The following is a 14,801-nucleotide window of genomic DNA, read 5'->3' as shown; positions in this document are numbered from 1 at the left end:
GATTTGATGACACAGACCCCTCAATCTCTCCTCGACGCGGCCCGCGCGCGCGCAACCTCGCCCGATTTCACCCGCACCTTCGATGATCCGGTCGAAGGCGAAGGGCCGCTATCAGGGCTGAACGTAGCAGTCAAAGACCTGTTCGACGTGCGGGGCCAAGTCACCCGTGCGGGATCGCTGGTCCGTAAAGACGCGTCACCCGCCATCAAGGACGCTGTGGCGGTCGCGCGGCTGCGCGGTGCAGGTGCGGGCCTCGTTGGTCACGCAAATATGACGGAATTCGCCTATTCCGGTCTTGGCCTGAACCCACATTACGGCCCCCCCCTCACCCCGTTGAAAGAAGGCTGTATCGCGGGTGGATCGACCTCGGGCGGTGCCTCTGCCGTGGCGCGAGGTGTGGCTGACATCGCGCTTGGGACAGACACCGGCGGCTCCGCACGTATTCCAGCGGCCTTTTGCGGGTTATTCGGGTTCAAAGCGACAGCGCAAACGATCTCTCGCGAGGGGGCGGTGCCGCTGTCGCATTCGCTGGATAGTGTCGGGGTGCTAACCCGAGACGTTGGCCTGCTGCGGCCGGTGTTGAACGTGCTACGAGACCGACCGCTTCCCGCGTCCTCTGCACCGCGTGCAGTCATCGTGCCAGAGAACTTCGGCATGGACGGGTTGGATGCCGAAGTCATCGACGCCTTTGAAGCCGCGCTCGAGGTGCTTCGGGCATCTGGCGTCAGCGTACGACGACAGACCCTCGATTTTTTCGAGGACTACCGCGCCCTACCCGTTTGGCAATTCTCGGCAGTCGAGTCCCGCGCCCACCACGGGGCCTATTTTGACCAGACACGTGCCGAGCTTGATCCGCGCGTCGCCTCGCGTATGGCCCGGGCGGACGGCGTCACCGGCATCGAATTCGCCCGCACGATAGCCGCGCGGGAAGCACTGATCGCACGGGCAGACCGGCTCTTTGGCGACACGCCCGTGGCCTTGCCAAGCGTCGCCATCATGCCGCCGAAGCTGGATGATCTGAACGACGACGCGACCTATGACCGGATCAACCTGCTGGCGCTGCGCAACACCAGCCTTGCGAATGTGATCGACGGCTGTTCGGTCAGCATACCCATCACCGACGACCCCGGCACGGGGCTAATGTTGACCGCTCCGGCAGGCCGGGATGCGATGCTCATCACCATGGCCGAAACATTGCAGGGCGCATTGTGAGCGAGACGACGAAACGACCTTGCGCCTATGTGGCCTTGGGCACGCAACGCTACCGCATGCGCCATGTCAGCGATCCAATGCTGTCGGGCCTTTCCGATGTCGCGGTCTTGGGCGACAGGATCGTTGTTCTCAGGCGGCAAGCGCCTGAGCTGGTCATAGTCGGGCCCAACGGTGCAATGAGTGGCGAAAGCACCGATCTGCCGCAGTTCGTATGCGGCCACGGGCTGCGCGCCACCTCTGCGAACCAATTGGCCGCCACGGACATGGATGGCCACAAGATCGTGCTACTCGATGAAACGATGCACGAGATCACCCGGATGGACTGCGCGGAGCGGCCGGGCTTGGGGCGCCCCTTCAACCATCCCTGCGATTGCACCCAAGGTCCCGACGGCCGCTATTATGTCGCTGACGGATACGGGAATAGCGCGGTTCACATCTTTGACCCGGAACTGCGCCACCTCAAGACCTTTGGACACCCCGGTACTGAACCGGGCGCGTTCTCGACCCCGCACAGCCTGTTGTTCGACGGCCAAGGCAGGCTCTGTGTAGCGGACCGTGAGAACAACCGCGTTCAGCTTTTTGATGGGGATGGCACTTGGCTGGGTCAGATTGAGGGATTGTACAAGCCGATGGCGCTGGCGCTAACGCCTGATGGCCTATTGCTGGTCAGTGATCAGACCCCGCGTCTGTCCGCTTATACTCCGAGTGGTGAGTTGGTCGGTCGCTGTCGCACCTTTTCAACCTTTGGTCATGGATTGGCTGTTCAGCGCGATGGGACCATCATCATCGCAGAAATGAACCCGGACCGTGTCACCTTGCTGATCCCGGTGCCCGACGTGGATACATTCTGACGTGCCACTGGAATGCAAACGACAGTTGACTAAAGTATCTAAGATTTCGCGGTGAGCTGCGCACGGTGTCGCTCGGCGCGCATGCAGCATGGGAAATGCTGCGTCGGTGTAAAATCTAGTGCTGCCGCGCGGTGGATAGACCAGCCGTGCGTACATAGCGCCGCAAAAATTTGGTTCAAAGTTCAGTGACTGCGGGCAAAATCGTCGTCGGCTTTATGAATCTTGTACTCAGAAGATGAAGGACTCGCGATGACGTCGCCCGTCTTCGACGTTTAGTGTGCTGAGGGTTGCTTCGCTCCACCTCATGAACGCATCGGGTCCGCACATATAGACCTCTCGCTTGTCGAGTGCGGGGATGGATTGGATATCTTCAACCTGCGCGCGACGTTCTTTGATCTGCAGCGCATCCTCAGAAAATGTCAGACACAGATCCTCCCGTGCAGATTTTGCGACCAGTGAATCATCGCCGATGCTTTGAAACGCCACAATGCGCAGTTTCACATTGGCGGGGCCAGGACCAATTTGCCGGACAAAATGCTTCAGAACTTTGATGTCATCACCACGACCAGAAAATAGGAGGACGATGTCAGTCGTTGTTTGCGGGTGAGCGTTCGCCAGTTGGAGGATACCGTCCCACATCGCCATAAATGGTGTAATGCCGACACCGCCCGCGATCCAGAGCATCTTGGATGAAACACTTGGAGGAGCATTCTGAGTACCCGGCGTAAAGCACGTAAAGCCTGCACCAGAACCTTTGAACTCAACCGGCAGCCTTTGTTCGATAAGTTTGTAAGCGTTGGCGTGAAGAACATTGGACATCAAGCCGCCCGGTTTCCTTTTGACGGTGACGCTCACCTGATTGGTGGCAGCAAACTCGTTGCTGTCAGCGTCGAAAACGGGCGTATTTGAAATCGTCCAAGTTCGCACGTAGTCTTCGTTGACCAGCTGCGGATTGGCTTCGTTCATATGACTGTATCCCGAGTCCAAAAGGTTTGAGAAGTCGAAGACACCGAACCCGCCGGGCAATGGCGTACTGACAGGCTGTGACAGTTCGAAATTGAAAGTCTTGATGCTCTCAGAAAGCGTTTCTGTCGATGCGAGTGTGGCTGTGATGGGGGTTTCAGTTTCGTGAGCAACCAGTACATGCCCCATTTCTTGCATTTCCCGACGCAGGAGCTTGACCGGCGGGTTATACGGCGAGAACTGCTCTTGAGATGTTAACTTGAGGTTTAGACCGTCTTTGACAAAGACGGCACCTGTCACTTTGATACGCGTGAGCAGGCTCACGCGTGGAATAAGTGCTTCTGCATCGTCATCAAGCAAGTTTTCGGCATCCCCCGTAATGTAAAGGACACTGCCTGTCGTGAAATCTGGAAAAACGAGTCCGACTTGTGGGTCCGTCTCGATATTTCCCAAAGATTGATAGAAGCGATTGCCAGAATGGTCGGGCAAAACCAGATACGTCGTGATGTCGTCACCATTGGCGTCTTCGTAGATGCGGGTAAAACCCGGTGCGCCGCCGCGGTGATTGACGCCCATGTCGGTCTTGAGGCCAGAACTGGCCTCATCTGCAGTGTGCTTTGTCGCCAAAAACACCGTGCTGGCTTGGTCCACAACGGCTTTGGCGGCATCCGGCAAAGCGGCGGTGTGGGTTTCAAACCTCTCATACACAAGGCCTGCACTGCGTTTTTCATACGCCAACTCACGCACGGTAATATATTTGGGACAGTTTCCCAGATGTTGGTCGGACGCCAAGTGCAGGCTAATCTTTCCGCTCTTTTCAACAGATGCCGCACTAATTTGCCCGGCGATTTTGTTGCGCCGGCGATTGCTGAAATCGACCCCTACGCCGGCAAAGAGTTTCTGTGCATGGCCAGAGATTGGATTCTGTATCAATGCCCGCGCGAAGGGATCGTATGGGTTGCTTTCGGCAACAACCTCCATTGTGTTTTGATCGGAAATTTTGATGTCTATCGACGGGTCACTCTCCGAACGTGTAACCAGAAGGCTCACCCAAGGCCGCCCGTCGTGATCCAGTGTTGCGAGCGGCAAATAAGGCAGTTCAGCAAAGAAATCCGCGTGCTGCTTTGGCATGTCAGGGGCGATGTACTGGGGAATGGATAAGATCAATTCCTTGGGCGTATTGCGCCGCTCCTGAAGCCGCAGCTCGCCTTTGTGCGATTTATGAAACTGGGCCATTTCGTATTCCAATCGTTCGTCTGAAAAGCGGTCCTGTTGCGGTGTTTGCGCTGACGCCTTTCTTTAGGACTGAAAGGCGTCAGCGGTTATTGGTGTTACGGCGTCAGCGCTATAGCCCCAGATCGCTTAGACCCGGATGGCGTGGGGCTTCGGATGTCATGGCCCCCCCTATTCAGCCGCAAGGCCAACAGCGGTTGCTGGCATGGCCTGAAACCCGGGCAGGGCTTCGAAACGGGCGAGCCATGCGCGGACATTCGGGTAGGGGTCAAGCGAGACGTTCCCCTCGGGCGCATGGGCGGTATAGGAATAATTCGCCACATCGGCGATTGTCGGGCGATCGCCAACCAACCAATCGCGACCTTCCAGCCCATGTTCCAGTTTTTGCATTGCCTTGGTCGCTGTTGCATCGGCGAATTCTACGTCCAAGGGCGCGCCGAAAACGGTGATCAGTCGTGCGGCACAGGACCCAAAGGCAACTTCGCCTGCCGCAAGTGTCAGCCAGCGTTGAACATTGGCCTCATCGATCGGAGTGCTTGGCATCCAGTCCGGCGCATATGTCCGTGCGAGGTAGACGAGGATTGCGTTGGAGTCCGATACGGTTACATCCCCATCTTGCAAGACCGGGACCTGCCCGTTCGGGTTCATGGCCAGAAACTCAGACGACTTATGCGCACCACCTGCCAGATCTACGGGAACTTCCTCATGTGCGATCCCTGCGAGCTTCGCAAACACCAAGGCGCGGTGAGCGTGACCTGATTTTGCGAAGTGGTGAATGCGAACGGCGTTTGACATCGATGTCTCCAGTCATTTTTCAAGATATGTGCAAGCCCTACCAGTTGCGTATTCCGGCGATAATTGTCTAAATTGGCGTATATTTAAGCCCTGATAAGGCGCAATGAGATGGATAAAATCGACCGGATGCGGGCCTTTGCGCTTGTCGCCAAGAACGCCTCTTTCACGATTGCCGCGCAGCGTATGGGGCGATCTGCCCGATTGGTCAGCAAATATGTCGCTGACTTGGAAAACGCGCTTGGGGTGCAGTTGCTTAATCGCACCACGCGGAGTGTCTCTTTGACAGACGCTGGTGCGACATATCTTGCGCTATGTGAGCCGCTTCTTGATGGCTTTGACGAGTTGGAGGAGAGGGTCAGACACGATCAGACGTCGCTACGTGGTGTAATACACATTTCGGCCCCCACCGGATTCGGAGCTTTGCGGCTGACGCCGTCGCTGGCAAGATTCGGGGCGAAACACCCCAATGTGGACCTTAATTTGCAATTCTCTGACCGGCGCGTGTCGATCATTGAGGAGGGCTTTGACCTCGCCATCAGGATTGGCCCGATGCGCGACAGCTCGCTCAAAGTACGGCAACTGGGCCCGATGCCGTTGGTCGTGTGTGCGTCGCCCGCCTATCTGGAACGCACCGGAACGCCGGTCCATCCGCGGGCGCTGGCCACGCATGAGTGTATTCTTGACGGGAACATGACCGAGCCGACCATCTGGAGGTTTGATATCAATGGTCAGGAAGAGGCTGTTCCGGTCCGCGGGCGTTTCCGCATGAACGCGCCCGCAGCTGCAGCCCGGCTTGCCGCAACAGGCGCTGCAATTGCCCGTTGCCCCGCCTACACGGTAGCGGATGCCTTCAGATCCGGTGATCTGGTGGAGCTTTTCGCCGAGCATCGGGTTTCGCCCTATGCCGTTGCTGCGCTCTTCCCGCAGAACAGGCGCCTTACAACGCGGGTGCGGGCGCTTATTGACCATCTCGCGGATGATCCGGAGCTTTGTTCCGATAGCGCCAAGACCTGACTTGCGCTACGCCTTTGCCATATCGACGAAAGCTCTGAGCCGGCGCGTCATGTTCCGCTTGCTGCGGTAATTCAAGGAATAGCGCGGAAGCTGCCCCACATGGCCGCTTAGAACTTCGGTCAGGCCGCCTTTTTCCAGATGAGGCAGGGCTATTTCCCTGTACAGATACGCAAGACCAAGCCCTTGCTGTGCATAGGTCAGAAGCGACCGCATATCGTTCGCCACCATGCGCGGTTTCGGCTGCATCGTGTACATGCCCTCCGGCCCGTCGAACCCCCACGGGGCCAGATGAGCGCCCGAGCCAAAGGCATAGCAGATTGCATCGTGCTTCAGGATATCCCGCGGATGCGCAGGCGTCCCCTTCCCCGCAAGGTACTCGGCCGAACCGACGATGGTCATTTCCAGCTCTGGTCCAACAGCGACAGCATGTGTATCTGGTCCAAGCATCGTGTTTGAACGGATCGCGGCGTCGATGCCTGACGTCAAAAGATCGACCTTTTTGTCATCATAGATAACTTCAACATCGACCGTCGGAAATGCAGTCGCGAAACGTGCGACCAGATCATCCAGAAAGAAGGGGCCAGCGCTGTAGGGAGCCGAAAGCCTCAAGGTGCCTGCGACCTCGTCCTTCTGCGCATGGATGTCATCCAGCGCACCTTCCAGATCCACAATGGCGGGCAGGCTTTTATCATAGAGCTGTTCGCCTGCGCGTGTCAGCACAACGGAGCGTGATGACCGTTCAAAAAGACGCACACCCAGACGGTCCTCGAACCGTTGGATGGCCTCGCTCACCGAGGCGGGGGCTTGCTGAAGGTGCTCGGCCGCTGCACGGAAGCCCCCGCGGCGCGCGACTTCGACAAAAACACGAATGTCACCAAAGCTGCTACGGGTCATTGTTCGCTTTTCCGATCACTGTGTCAGGTTAAAGTGGGGTTATCCTTACGATACCAGCCGCCTACATTCTCAGCAACATGGAAATGAAAACGCAAAGATCAGGTCGATGACCGGGCCTTCAATCAACAGACCAAGGAGCAAGACAATGACAGTACTTGAAGAAATCCAAGCCGCCATCGCTGAGTGGAACACTGGCCTCGACAATGGTGACATCGAACGGATGGTGGCGTCATGTCATCCTGATGTGATGACGGTGAACGAACGCCAGCCTGTCACAACAGGCACGCAAGCGATCCGCGACAAGTACAACCCGCGTATCGCCGCCGCAGAAATCACCTCTGGTTATGATATCGAAGACCTACAGGAATACGGCGACACTGTCATCGTATCGGGCCGTTTCTACGGAACGATGAAGATGCGCGACACAGGCGAGGTCAAGACGCCCGAGGGCCGCTTGGTGCTTGGCTATAAGCGCGACAAAACCGGCGCGTGGAAGATGTTCCTCGACATGGACAATAACGGCCCGGCCTAGGCCGTTACTGCCGCGCCTGTTCTGGCGCGGCCTTCCTACATTTCAGGAAAGACCAAGGAGTTCGAGATGACCACACTGCAGATTGTCACAAAGGAAATCGTCGATTTGCACGACTTCTTTACCGAGTGGTTCAACGGAACCGTAGAGCGCGACCAACTGGAGCCACGGTTCCTGTCGCGTTTGGATGAGAATGTGGTCTTCATCCCGCCCGTAGGACGCATCATGACGGGCGACATGCTCAAAGGCGGATTCGACCGCGGATATGGCGCAAACAAGGGCTTCCGCGCCCAAATCCGTGACGTCACCATCCGGCATGAATTCGGTGATCTGGTGATGGCAACATATACCGAGTGGCAGACAGGTGCCGCGAATTCAGCCGAAAAGAACAACGCGCGTCTGTCCAGCGTACTGATGAAAATCACCGATCCGGTGACCTGGCTGCACATTCAAGAAACATGGCTTCGTGATGATCTACGTGAAGCTGGCTCCTACGACTTCTAGTCAACCCTAATCCGAAAGCAATGACATGACACAACGTATCGCCCACCAGCCCCGCGAAATCGCGGATTGCGTCAGCGCCTATCTGCAAGAGGGTGATCTGTATGGGATCATCTCGATGTTCCATCCTGATTGCCAGATCTTCTTTCCACCCGACCAGCCGCCCTTGACGGGGTTGGACGGTGCGCGCAAGGCCTTTGAGGGGTTCTTGGACATCCGGCCTCAGGTCAAAAGCGAGGTGTTCAGCGAGGTCATTAATGGCGATATCGCCATGCTGCGCGCAAATTGGAGCGTGATTGCGCCGGACGGCACGGTGATGGCCGAAGGTCAATCCACCGAAGTCGCCAAAAAGCTGGCAAACGGCGGTTGGGGCTATCTGATCGACTGCCCTAACGGCCCTCCAAGCCTCACGTGATTGTATGAGCATTTTGAGCGTCCAAGGCTACTGGACGCTCTCGTGATCGTTGGGTGGGATTGCAAAACAGATGGGGATACGGGCAAAGGTCAAAGTGAGGTCCGCACGTTACCAGTTCGTACACGATGCAGCGAACGGCAGGTGTACGGATACGCTGGGACTTCTGAGAATCTCGTCGTACCAGCCAAATGACGCACCAATGTCGCCTATTTCACTCGGCTCAAGGGTGACGGGAGATTAAAAGGCAGAACGCCCCCCTTACTGGCAGCCTTAGCGGGGGATTCTGCCCTCTCCGGCATTCGACCCCACTTACCGATCTGGTGCCGCTTCAAGAGACGTTTCGAACCACTTGTCCGCCCCCGCTTCTTTCAAGAGCACGTCGAAATCGTCAGGTGGATTGCCATCTTCCAACATCCCTTTGAACGTCGCATAGGCATCCGTCTTGCTACCATAAGCGCGCAGGGTCTTGCCTTCGTTCACCCAAGCCACCACGATGACCTTCGCATCGCTGTTGAAGCGGTAGAACAATCGATACTGCTGGAAGTATTTCGCGGGAACCAGTGCTTGCGGGGATCGCCGGGTGTGCCGCCTTGCCGCAAGGCGGCGGCACCCGGATCTGCCGGTAGGGCCTCGGTGAGCAGCTTGAAGATGGCGGCCAGCCGTTTCGTCGAGTTTTTCTTGCGCCAGGTCTTTGGATCGCGTGACTTCCGCGCCTCGACCGCCAGGGTCAGCCCTTCGAGCTGGTCCAGAAAGAGCGGATGCGCATAAATGGACCATCCGTTTACGACAAGGGGCGCTTGGGCGGGCGCGCTATCGCCGGTCATTCATCCTCGAGCGATAGCGGCGCATCGAGATTGACGTCAACGTCTCCGACCAGTGCTGCAAGACGGCCATGCAAGGCCCCATCGAACGCCCGAATACGGTCCGGATGCGCCTTGATATCGGCCTCGACATAATCGAGAAAGGCTCCGAGCACGGGATAGTCCTCGTCGCTGCGGACGCGCTCGATATAGACCCTGCCACTCGGCTCGGTGCAGTAGCGAATCTGGTCGCCTTTCCCCAGCTTGAGCTGTTTGCGCACACCGGCCGGCACGGTCGTCTGATACCGATCCGTGAGTTTCGAGACATCTTGTGCGAGCGCTGTCATGGCAGTCTCCTTAAAAGAAGGGGGGGTCGGCTGAAGGGCGGTGCCGCCAAGGTTTCGGTGTTGTCGTCAGCCCTGTTCGGCTCCATGTCGGCCTCGGCGAATGTCGCCTCCACCGGCGCGCTCACCCTGCCCGCGATGACGAAGCTTGGCTATCCCAAACGCCTTGCCGCCGCGGTCGATCGCCCTGCGCTGCGGGACGCGTCGATCCTCCTTTGCGCGTCCATCATCATCGGCGTGCTGTCGATCACCGGGCTTGGCGTGAAAATCACTTCGCTCATTCTTGAAGGGTCAGGCGGCCTTTTGTGGCCATCCCTGCTGCTGACGGCGCTGGCCTGCCTGATCCTGGGGATGGAGGTGCCGACCACAGCGGCCTATGTGATTTGTGTCTCGGTCGCCGGACCTGCGCTTATTGGCCTGGGTCTCTCGCCGCTTCAGGCACATCTGTTTGTCTTCTGGTTCGCGCTCTTGTGGACGATTACGCCCCCCGTCTGCGGGGCGGTGTTCATTGCAGCGGGGATGATCGGCGAGAACTGGTTGAAGGTCGCGCTGACCGCAATGGCACTTGGCATTGGGCTTTATATCATTCCGTTGGGCATGGTCGCCAACCCCGACATGCTGCGGCTCTCGGACGCTCCACTGGCCGCTCTCTTGGCGGCGGCGCGCGTGGCCTTGGGGCTGACGTTACTCTCATCCGGTCTGATCGGAGCGCGCCGACCCATACAGACGATCGCGCTCTGCGCGGCCGGGCTGATAGTTGTATTCTCAGGCCTCTAATTTTGACCAATTTAGTGTGGGTGCTGCTGGCTTAGACAGATACACGTTAAACTGGGCGTACATCTGTCCGAACGAATGGGTCCACTTACGAACCCGGAGGCATTTGTCGCTAATCCCTCGGCTTTTCGACGGCACGGCTTACGGCCAAATTTAAATCCAAGACACGTATGAAAATTGACCCGACAACTTTGCAAAAGCAACAGTTCCGCGCTCAGCATGGCGATCTGGATAAGGTTTGTCGCTCAGTCGACAAACGTCACCGGGCGTTCCCATTGGATCAGGACGGTACATCCATCCTCGGACCAGACCTCATGTTCGCTTCCTTTCGGGTTCAGCACGACATCCCCGGCGCGATACCGCCCATGGTCATCACTTTGGCTGCCGGACAGGACGATGATCACCTCCAGCCCTTGATGGCGATGACGGGGAACAGAGGCACCGGGGGCGTAGCGCAGCAAGGCGACGTCCGGACCACCGCGGCCAAGGTGGCAAATCTCGACCCCGTCGCGGAAGGGCTCGAACGTCATGTTTTGCCAACCGTCGGGCACGAGCCCCCGAAACACGTTTGGTGATGGCAGACCCTCAGCCATTGATCGCTCCTAGAATTGTATCCGTATCGGTTGCCCAGCCGACGATACCCCCTTGGGCGACGATCATTTCTATCGCGGCAGCTTTGAAACTTGGGAAATAGCTTTCGGTGGCATCGGTCGCCAAAAGGCATTCAAACCCGCGATCATTGGCCTCGCGCATCGTGGTTTGTACGCAAACCTCGGTCGTGACACCTGCGCAGACAAGCTGAGTGATCCCCCGTTCGGCAAGCTGATCGCCGAGGTCTGTGGCGTAGAAGGCACCTTTGCCGGGTTTGTCGATGACGGGTTCATCGGGCAGCGGGGTCAGCGCGGGGATGATCTCGCAACCGGGCGCGCCTGCGATCAACACACGGCCCATTGGACCGGGGTCCCCAATACGTAGCGCAGGCGCACCGCGGAGACGTTTGGCGGGTGGGCAATCGGACAGATCGGGGCGGTGTGCTTCGCGCGTGTGGAAGATCGGCAGGCCTGCGGTGCGAAAGCCTGCAAGCAGCCGCGCAACCGTGGGCACGATTGCCTGCAGCGGGCGGACATCGTTGCCGAGGCTTGCACCAAAGCCACCCGGTTCGACAAAATCGCACTGCATGTCGATAATGATCAGCGCAACTTGATGACGGGCAAGCGGAAAATCGAAAGGTCGGGCGGGGATCTGTGTCATGCGGCATGCCCTGCCATATGCTGCCCGATCTCTGTCAGATCTGCCGCGGCGGCGGTGGTTTCAAAGGCAATGCGCCCTTCTGACATGACCAATATGCGGTCAGAAAGCTCCATGATCTCGTCAAGGTCCTCGCTGATCAGCAGCACTGCCGTGCCGTTATTGCGGGCTTCGATGATGCGGTCGCGAATGGCGGAGACCGCACCAAAATCCAGCCCGAAACAGGGGTTTGATATGATCAGCGCATTCACCTCGCCGGTCAGCTCGCGCCCCAGAACAGCCCTCTGCACGTTCCCGCCCGACAGCGAAGCGATACGGGCATCGGGAGAGGTTGTCTTGACGTTGAACTCGGCAATCAGCCGATCGGCATTGCGCGCCATATCTTTGCGATTGCACCAGAAGGCAGGCCGGCCGTTGCGCCTGACATCGAACATCTTGAACGCAAGATTATCGGCGACGCTCATCTTGGGGGCGCAGGCATTGCGCAGGGGTTCTTCGGGCAGGTAGCGGATTTTATGCTGCCGCGCCTCTGCCCGTGTGGCGGTGTAGCGGGTGCCGTTAGCCCGTATCTCTCCGGCTTGAAGACGACGCTGACCTGTCAGGATTTCCATCAGCTCCATCTGGCCGTTACCCGAGATGCCAGCGATGCCCAGAACCTCGCCGGAATGCAGGGTAACGTCGTCGATCTGGATGCTGTTCAACCCGCTGCGGTCTTGTGCCCGAATGCCGTTTAGGTGCAGCACAGGCTTGCGTGCCGTATCAACGCGAACACGCGGATTGTGTACAGGCGCTTTGTCCATCATGGCGGCGCTCATGTCTTCCACGCTCATCTCGGAAACTGCGCCGCCGGCAACGTATTTACCGTGGCGCAAGATCGTGACGTGATCGGCAAATGCCGTCACCTCGCGGAACTTGTGCGAGATCATGAGCACAGTCAGCGCGCCCGCGTCCGTCATCGCACGGATATGGCCCAGAACCTCATCTGCCTCGGCAGGGGTCAGCACGGATGTCGGCTCGTCTAAGATCAGAAATCGATTGCCAAGGTAGAGCTGTTTGATGATCTCGAGCTTTTGCTTTTCGCCTGCGGCAAGCTGGCTCACCGGTCGGTCGAGCGGCACGTTAAACGGCATCGTCGCCATGAAGGACCGAAGCGACTGATGTTCTTGTGCCCAGTCAATAACGCTTGGGGTGTCGGTGCGGCTGATCACGAGGTTTTCTGCACCGGTCAGCGCGGGCACGAGGGTAAAGTGCTGATAGACCATTCCCAGTCCCAGCGATTGCGCGACCTTCGGGTCGGTCATGAAGGCCTGAGCCCCGTCCACTATCATCTCGCCATGTGTTGCGCGGTTAAACCCCATGAGGCATTTCACCAACGTCGATTTCCCGGCCCCGTTTTCGCCCAACAACACATGGAAGCTGCCCGCCGGTATTTTGAGCGAGACATCGTCGAGCGCTGTGAAATCGCCAAAGCGCATGGTCATGCCGATGGCTTCGACGCTGATGGCATCGCCAGACGTACGCGCATGCACTGTCATGACGGCAGCCCCGCAATCAGATCAGCGCTGGTCGTCACGGCCCCAAAGACGCCGCCTTGCATTGTGACCATCTTGATGGCCGCGGCATGGTTTGCGGGGTCGGTTGCGCCGCAGCAATCCTCGACGACCACACATTCGAACCCGCGATCATTCGCCTCTCTCATGGTGGTGGAAACGCAGACATCGGTTGTGATGCCGGTGAGGATCAGATTGTCGATCTGCCTTGTGCGCAGGATCAGCTCCAGATCAGTGGCATAGAAGCTGCCCTTGCCGGGTTTATCGATGATTGTCTCTCCCTCCAGCGGGGCGAGCTCCGGAATGATGTCCCACCCAGCCTCGCCACGGATCAGGATCTTGCCGCAGGGGCCGCTGTCGCCGATCCCGGCACCAATCTGCTGACTGCGCCAGCGCTTGTTCGCGGGCAGATCCGCCATATCGGGGCGATGCCCTTCGCGGGTGTGGATGATGTGGTAGCCTTTGGCCCGCATGTCCGCCAGCAGCGACGTGATTGGAGCGATCGGTGCTTGGGTCAGCGACAGATCATAGCCCATGTGATCGACATACCCGCCGACCCCGCAGAAATCGGTCTGCATATCGATAATGACCAGCGCCGTATTCTCGGGGCGCAGATCGCCGTTATAGGGCCAGGCGTAGGGGTGGCTTTGAACGGTGGTCACGTCTGCGGCTCCTGCTCGTTGAATCTACGGTTGGGCAGCGGGAAGCCACAGCTTGTGCCGTCAGTGACCTTGACCTCATCCTCCCATGGCAGGCGATACGCCCCCTTGGCGAGATCGGTCATATAGGTATAGGGGCAATCCTGCGCCCCACCCTTCACGGCAACATATCCGCGATGTCCGAACTGATAAGGGTTGTTTTCCACGCCCCAGCCAATGCGCGCCTCGCGGACGATATCGGGGCGGACCTCGGCGGTAATGATCTCGTCCACGCGCCCGGTTTTGCCATGCGCGATGACGGTGCCTTCGTGGTCGATGATCATTGCCTCGCCCATGCTGTCGAACGTCCCGTCAGAGCCGCACATACACACGTTCGCGGTGATCATCAGGTTACAGAAGCTGTTGGATTGATTGGTAAACCGCCACGCCTCGCGCATCGGGGCGGTGTAACCCGCAGTGCGGATCATGATCTCCGCCCCTTTATACGCCGCTTCACGGGACATTTCAGGGAACATCCCGTCGTGGCAGATGATCAGCCCGATTTTGGCCCCTTTGGGGCCGGTGCAGACCGGAATGCCCCCATTGCCCGGCTCCCACGGTTCTACCGGGACCCAAGGATGCATCTTGCGGTAGTACAGCTGCACCTCGCCCTGCGGGTCAATAATCAGGCCCGTATTGTAAGGGTATCCGCCGGGGTTCAGCTCCATAATCGAAAAGCAGCCCCAGATGTCATTGTCGACGCAGGCCTGCTTGAGCGCCGCGACCTCGGGGCCATCCATCGTACACATGATCTCGGGGTCAGTGTTCATCGACAGCCCGTGCAACATGTATTCAGGGAATACCACGAGATCCATCGTCGCCATATTGCGACGCGCCTTGCCCACCAGATCAACCACACGGGCGGTTTGTGCTGTCAGCTCGGCTTTGGTCGCGACAGTCGGCAATTGCAACTGAACCATGCCAATCACAACACCTTGGTCAGATTTGTTCAGTCCACCTAAACCATTCATAATCTCTAT

16 protein-coding genes and 1 pseudogene are annotated in these 14,801 nt (G+C 58.2%); 7 read left to right on the top strand and 10 right to left on the bottom strand.

Annotation, left to right across the window (positions count from 1 at the left end; translation table 11 throughout):
- Window positions 1-6: 6 nt before the first annotated feature.
- Window positions 7-1,212 carry an amidase family protein gene (locus tag ACTRWK_RS15525; protein WP_289081835.1) on the top strand — a complete coding sequence of 402 codons (1,206 nt, stop codon included), beginning with the start codon at window positions 7-9 and terminating at the stop codon, window positions 1,210-1,212.
- The gene (locus tag ACTRWK_RS15520) at window positions 1,209-2,063 is read left to right on the top strand and encodes an NHL repeat-containing protein (protein ID WP_289081836.1); all 855 of its coding nucleotides are present in this window, start codon (window positions 1,209-1,211) and stop codon (window positions 2,061-2,063) included. Before ACTRWK_RS15525 ends, ACTRWK_RS15520 begins: the two co-directional genes overlap by 4 nt.
- Before the next feature lie 228 nt (window positions 2,064-2,291).
- Here ACTRWK_RS15520 and ACTRWK_RS15515 read toward each other — a convergent pair whose 3' ends face one another.
- Window positions 2,292-4,262, bottom strand: a complete 1,971-nt coding sequence (locus ACTRWK_RS15515) for a pyridoxamine 5'-phosphate oxidase family protein (protein ID WP_289081837.1) — start codon at window positions 4,260-4,262, stop codon at window positions 2,292-2,294.
- Between the two features lie 168 nt (window positions 4,263-4,430).
- A complete protein-coding gene (locus ACTRWK_RS15510) occupies window positions 4,431-5,054 on the bottom strand; it encodes a glutathione S-transferase family protein (RefSeq protein ID WP_289081838.1) in 624 nt (207 codons plus the stop codon).
- A 108-nt stretch (window positions 5,055-5,162) separates the two neighbouring features.
- Here ACTRWK_RS15510 and ACTRWK_RS15505 point away from each other — a divergent pair, with 108 nt between their 5' ends.
- Window positions 5,163-6,068, top strand: a complete 906-nt coding sequence (locus ACTRWK_RS15505; protein WP_289081839.1) for a LysR family transcriptional regulator — start codon at window positions 5,163-5,165, stop codon at window positions 6,066-6,068.
- A gap of 6 nt (window positions 6,069-6,074) precedes the next feature.
- Here ACTRWK_RS15505 and ACTRWK_RS15500 read toward each other — a convergent pair whose 3' ends face one another.
- Window positions 6,075-6,962 carry a LysR family transcriptional regulator gene (locus ACTRWK_RS15500; RefSeq protein ID WP_180829610.1) on the bottom strand — a complete coding sequence of 296 codons (888 nt, stop codon included), beginning with the start codon at window positions 6,960-6,962 and terminating at the stop codon, window positions 6,075-6,077.
- 145 nt (window positions 6,963-7,107) lie between these two features.
- Here ACTRWK_RS15500 and ACTRWK_RS15495 point away from each other — a divergent pair, with 145 nt between their 5' ends.
- The 3 genes from ACTRWK_RS15495 to ACTRWK_RS15485 all read left to right on the top strand — a co-directional run bounded on the left by ACTRWK_RS15495 (window position 7,108) and on the right by ACTRWK_RS15485 (window position 8,407).
- Complete coding sequence (locus tag ACTRWK_RS15495) at window positions 7,108-7,494, top strand: YybH family protein (RefSeq protein ID WP_037942151.1); 387 nt, start codon at window positions 7,108-7,110, stop codon at window positions 7,492-7,494.
- Between the two features lie 66 nt (window positions 7,495-7,560).
- Window positions 7,561-7,995 (top strand): hypothetical protein, encoded by a 435-nt coding sequence (locus ACTRWK_RS15490; protein WP_037942152.1) that lies wholly within the window; start codon window positions 7,561-7,563, stop codon window positions 7,993-7,995.
- Window positions 7,996-8,020: 25 nt separating this feature from the next.
- Window positions 8,021-8,407 carry a YybH family protein gene (locus ACTRWK_RS15485; RefSeq protein ID WP_037942153.1) on the top strand — a complete coding sequence of 129 codons (387 nt, stop codon included), beginning with the start codon at window positions 8,021-8,023 and terminating at the stop codon, window positions 8,405-8,407.
- A gap of 309 nt (window positions 8,408-8,716) precedes the next feature.
- On the opposite strand, the pseudogene ACTRWK_RS15480 reads toward ACTRWK_RS15485, so the two are convergent.
- Window positions 8,717-9,231: pseudogene (locus tag ACTRWK_RS15480) on the bottom strand (type II toxin-antitoxin system YhaV family toxin).
- A complete protein-coding gene (locus tag ACTRWK_RS15475) occupies window positions 9,228-9,554 on the bottom strand; it encodes a type II toxin-antitoxin system PrlF family antitoxin (protein ID WP_037942154.1) in 327 nt (108 codons plus the stop codon). The pseudogene ACTRWK_RS15480 and the gene ACTRWK_RS15475 overlap by 4 nt, the downstream one beginning before the upstream one ends.
- Between ACTRWK_RS15475 and ACTRWK_RS15470 the strand changes: the two genes are divergently transcribed.
- Window positions 9,537-10,328 (top strand): TRAP transporter large permease subunit, encoded by a 792-nt coding sequence (locus tag ACTRWK_RS15470; RefSeq protein WP_258182283.1) that lies wholly within the window; start codon window positions 9,537-9,539, stop codon window positions 10,326-10,328. The genes ACTRWK_RS15475 and ACTRWK_RS15470 overlap by 18 nt on opposite strands.
- A gap of 242 nt (window positions 10,329-10,570) precedes the next feature.
- Here ACTRWK_RS15470 and ACTRWK_RS15465 read toward each other — a convergent pair whose 3' ends face one another.
- The 5 genes from ACTRWK_RS15465 to ACTRWK_RS15445 are packed head-to-tail and all read right to left on the bottom strand — an operon-like array spanning window position 10,571 to window position 14,792.
- A complete protein-coding gene (locus ACTRWK_RS15465; protein ID WP_037942156.1) occupies window positions 10,571-10,918 on the bottom strand; it encodes a cupin domain-containing protein in 348 nt (115 codons plus the stop codon).
- Window positions 10,911-11,576 carry a cysteine hydrolase family protein gene (locus ACTRWK_RS15460; protein WP_289081840.1) on the bottom strand — a complete coding sequence of 222 codons (666 nt, stop codon included), beginning with the start codon at window positions 11,574-11,576 and terminating at the stop codon, window positions 10,911-10,913. Before ACTRWK_RS15460 ends, ACTRWK_RS15465 begins: the two co-directional genes overlap by 8 nt.
- Window positions 11,573-13,108, bottom strand: a complete 1,536-nt coding sequence (locus tag ACTRWK_RS15455) for an ABC transporter ATP-binding protein (RefSeq protein ID WP_289081841.1) — start codon at window positions 13,106-13,108, stop codon at window positions 11,573-11,575. The genes ACTRWK_RS15460 and ACTRWK_RS15455 overlap by 4 nt, the downstream gene beginning before the upstream one ends.
- Window positions 13,105-13,785 (bottom strand): biuret amidohydrolase, encoded by a 681-nt coding sequence (gene biuH, locus ACTRWK_RS15450; RefSeq protein WP_288960931.1) that lies wholly within the window; start codon window positions 13,783-13,785, stop codon window positions 13,105-13,107. Before biuH ends, ACTRWK_RS15455 begins: the two co-directional genes overlap by 4 nt.
- The gene (locus tag ACTRWK_RS15445; RefSeq protein WP_037942163.1) at window positions 13,782-14,792 is read right to left on the bottom strand and encodes a formamidase; all 1,011 of its coding nucleotides are present in this window, start codon (window positions 14,790-14,792) and stop codon (window positions 13,782-13,784) included. The genes biuH and ACTRWK_RS15445 overlap by 4 nt, the downstream gene beginning before the upstream one ends.
- Window positions 14,793-14,801: the final 9 nt, after the last annotated feature.

The sequence above is a fragment of the Sulfitobacter sp. G5_S2_6_S6 genome, from assembly GCF_054968505.1.
This window is presented reverse-complemented; position numbering and strand designations above follow the sequence as displayed.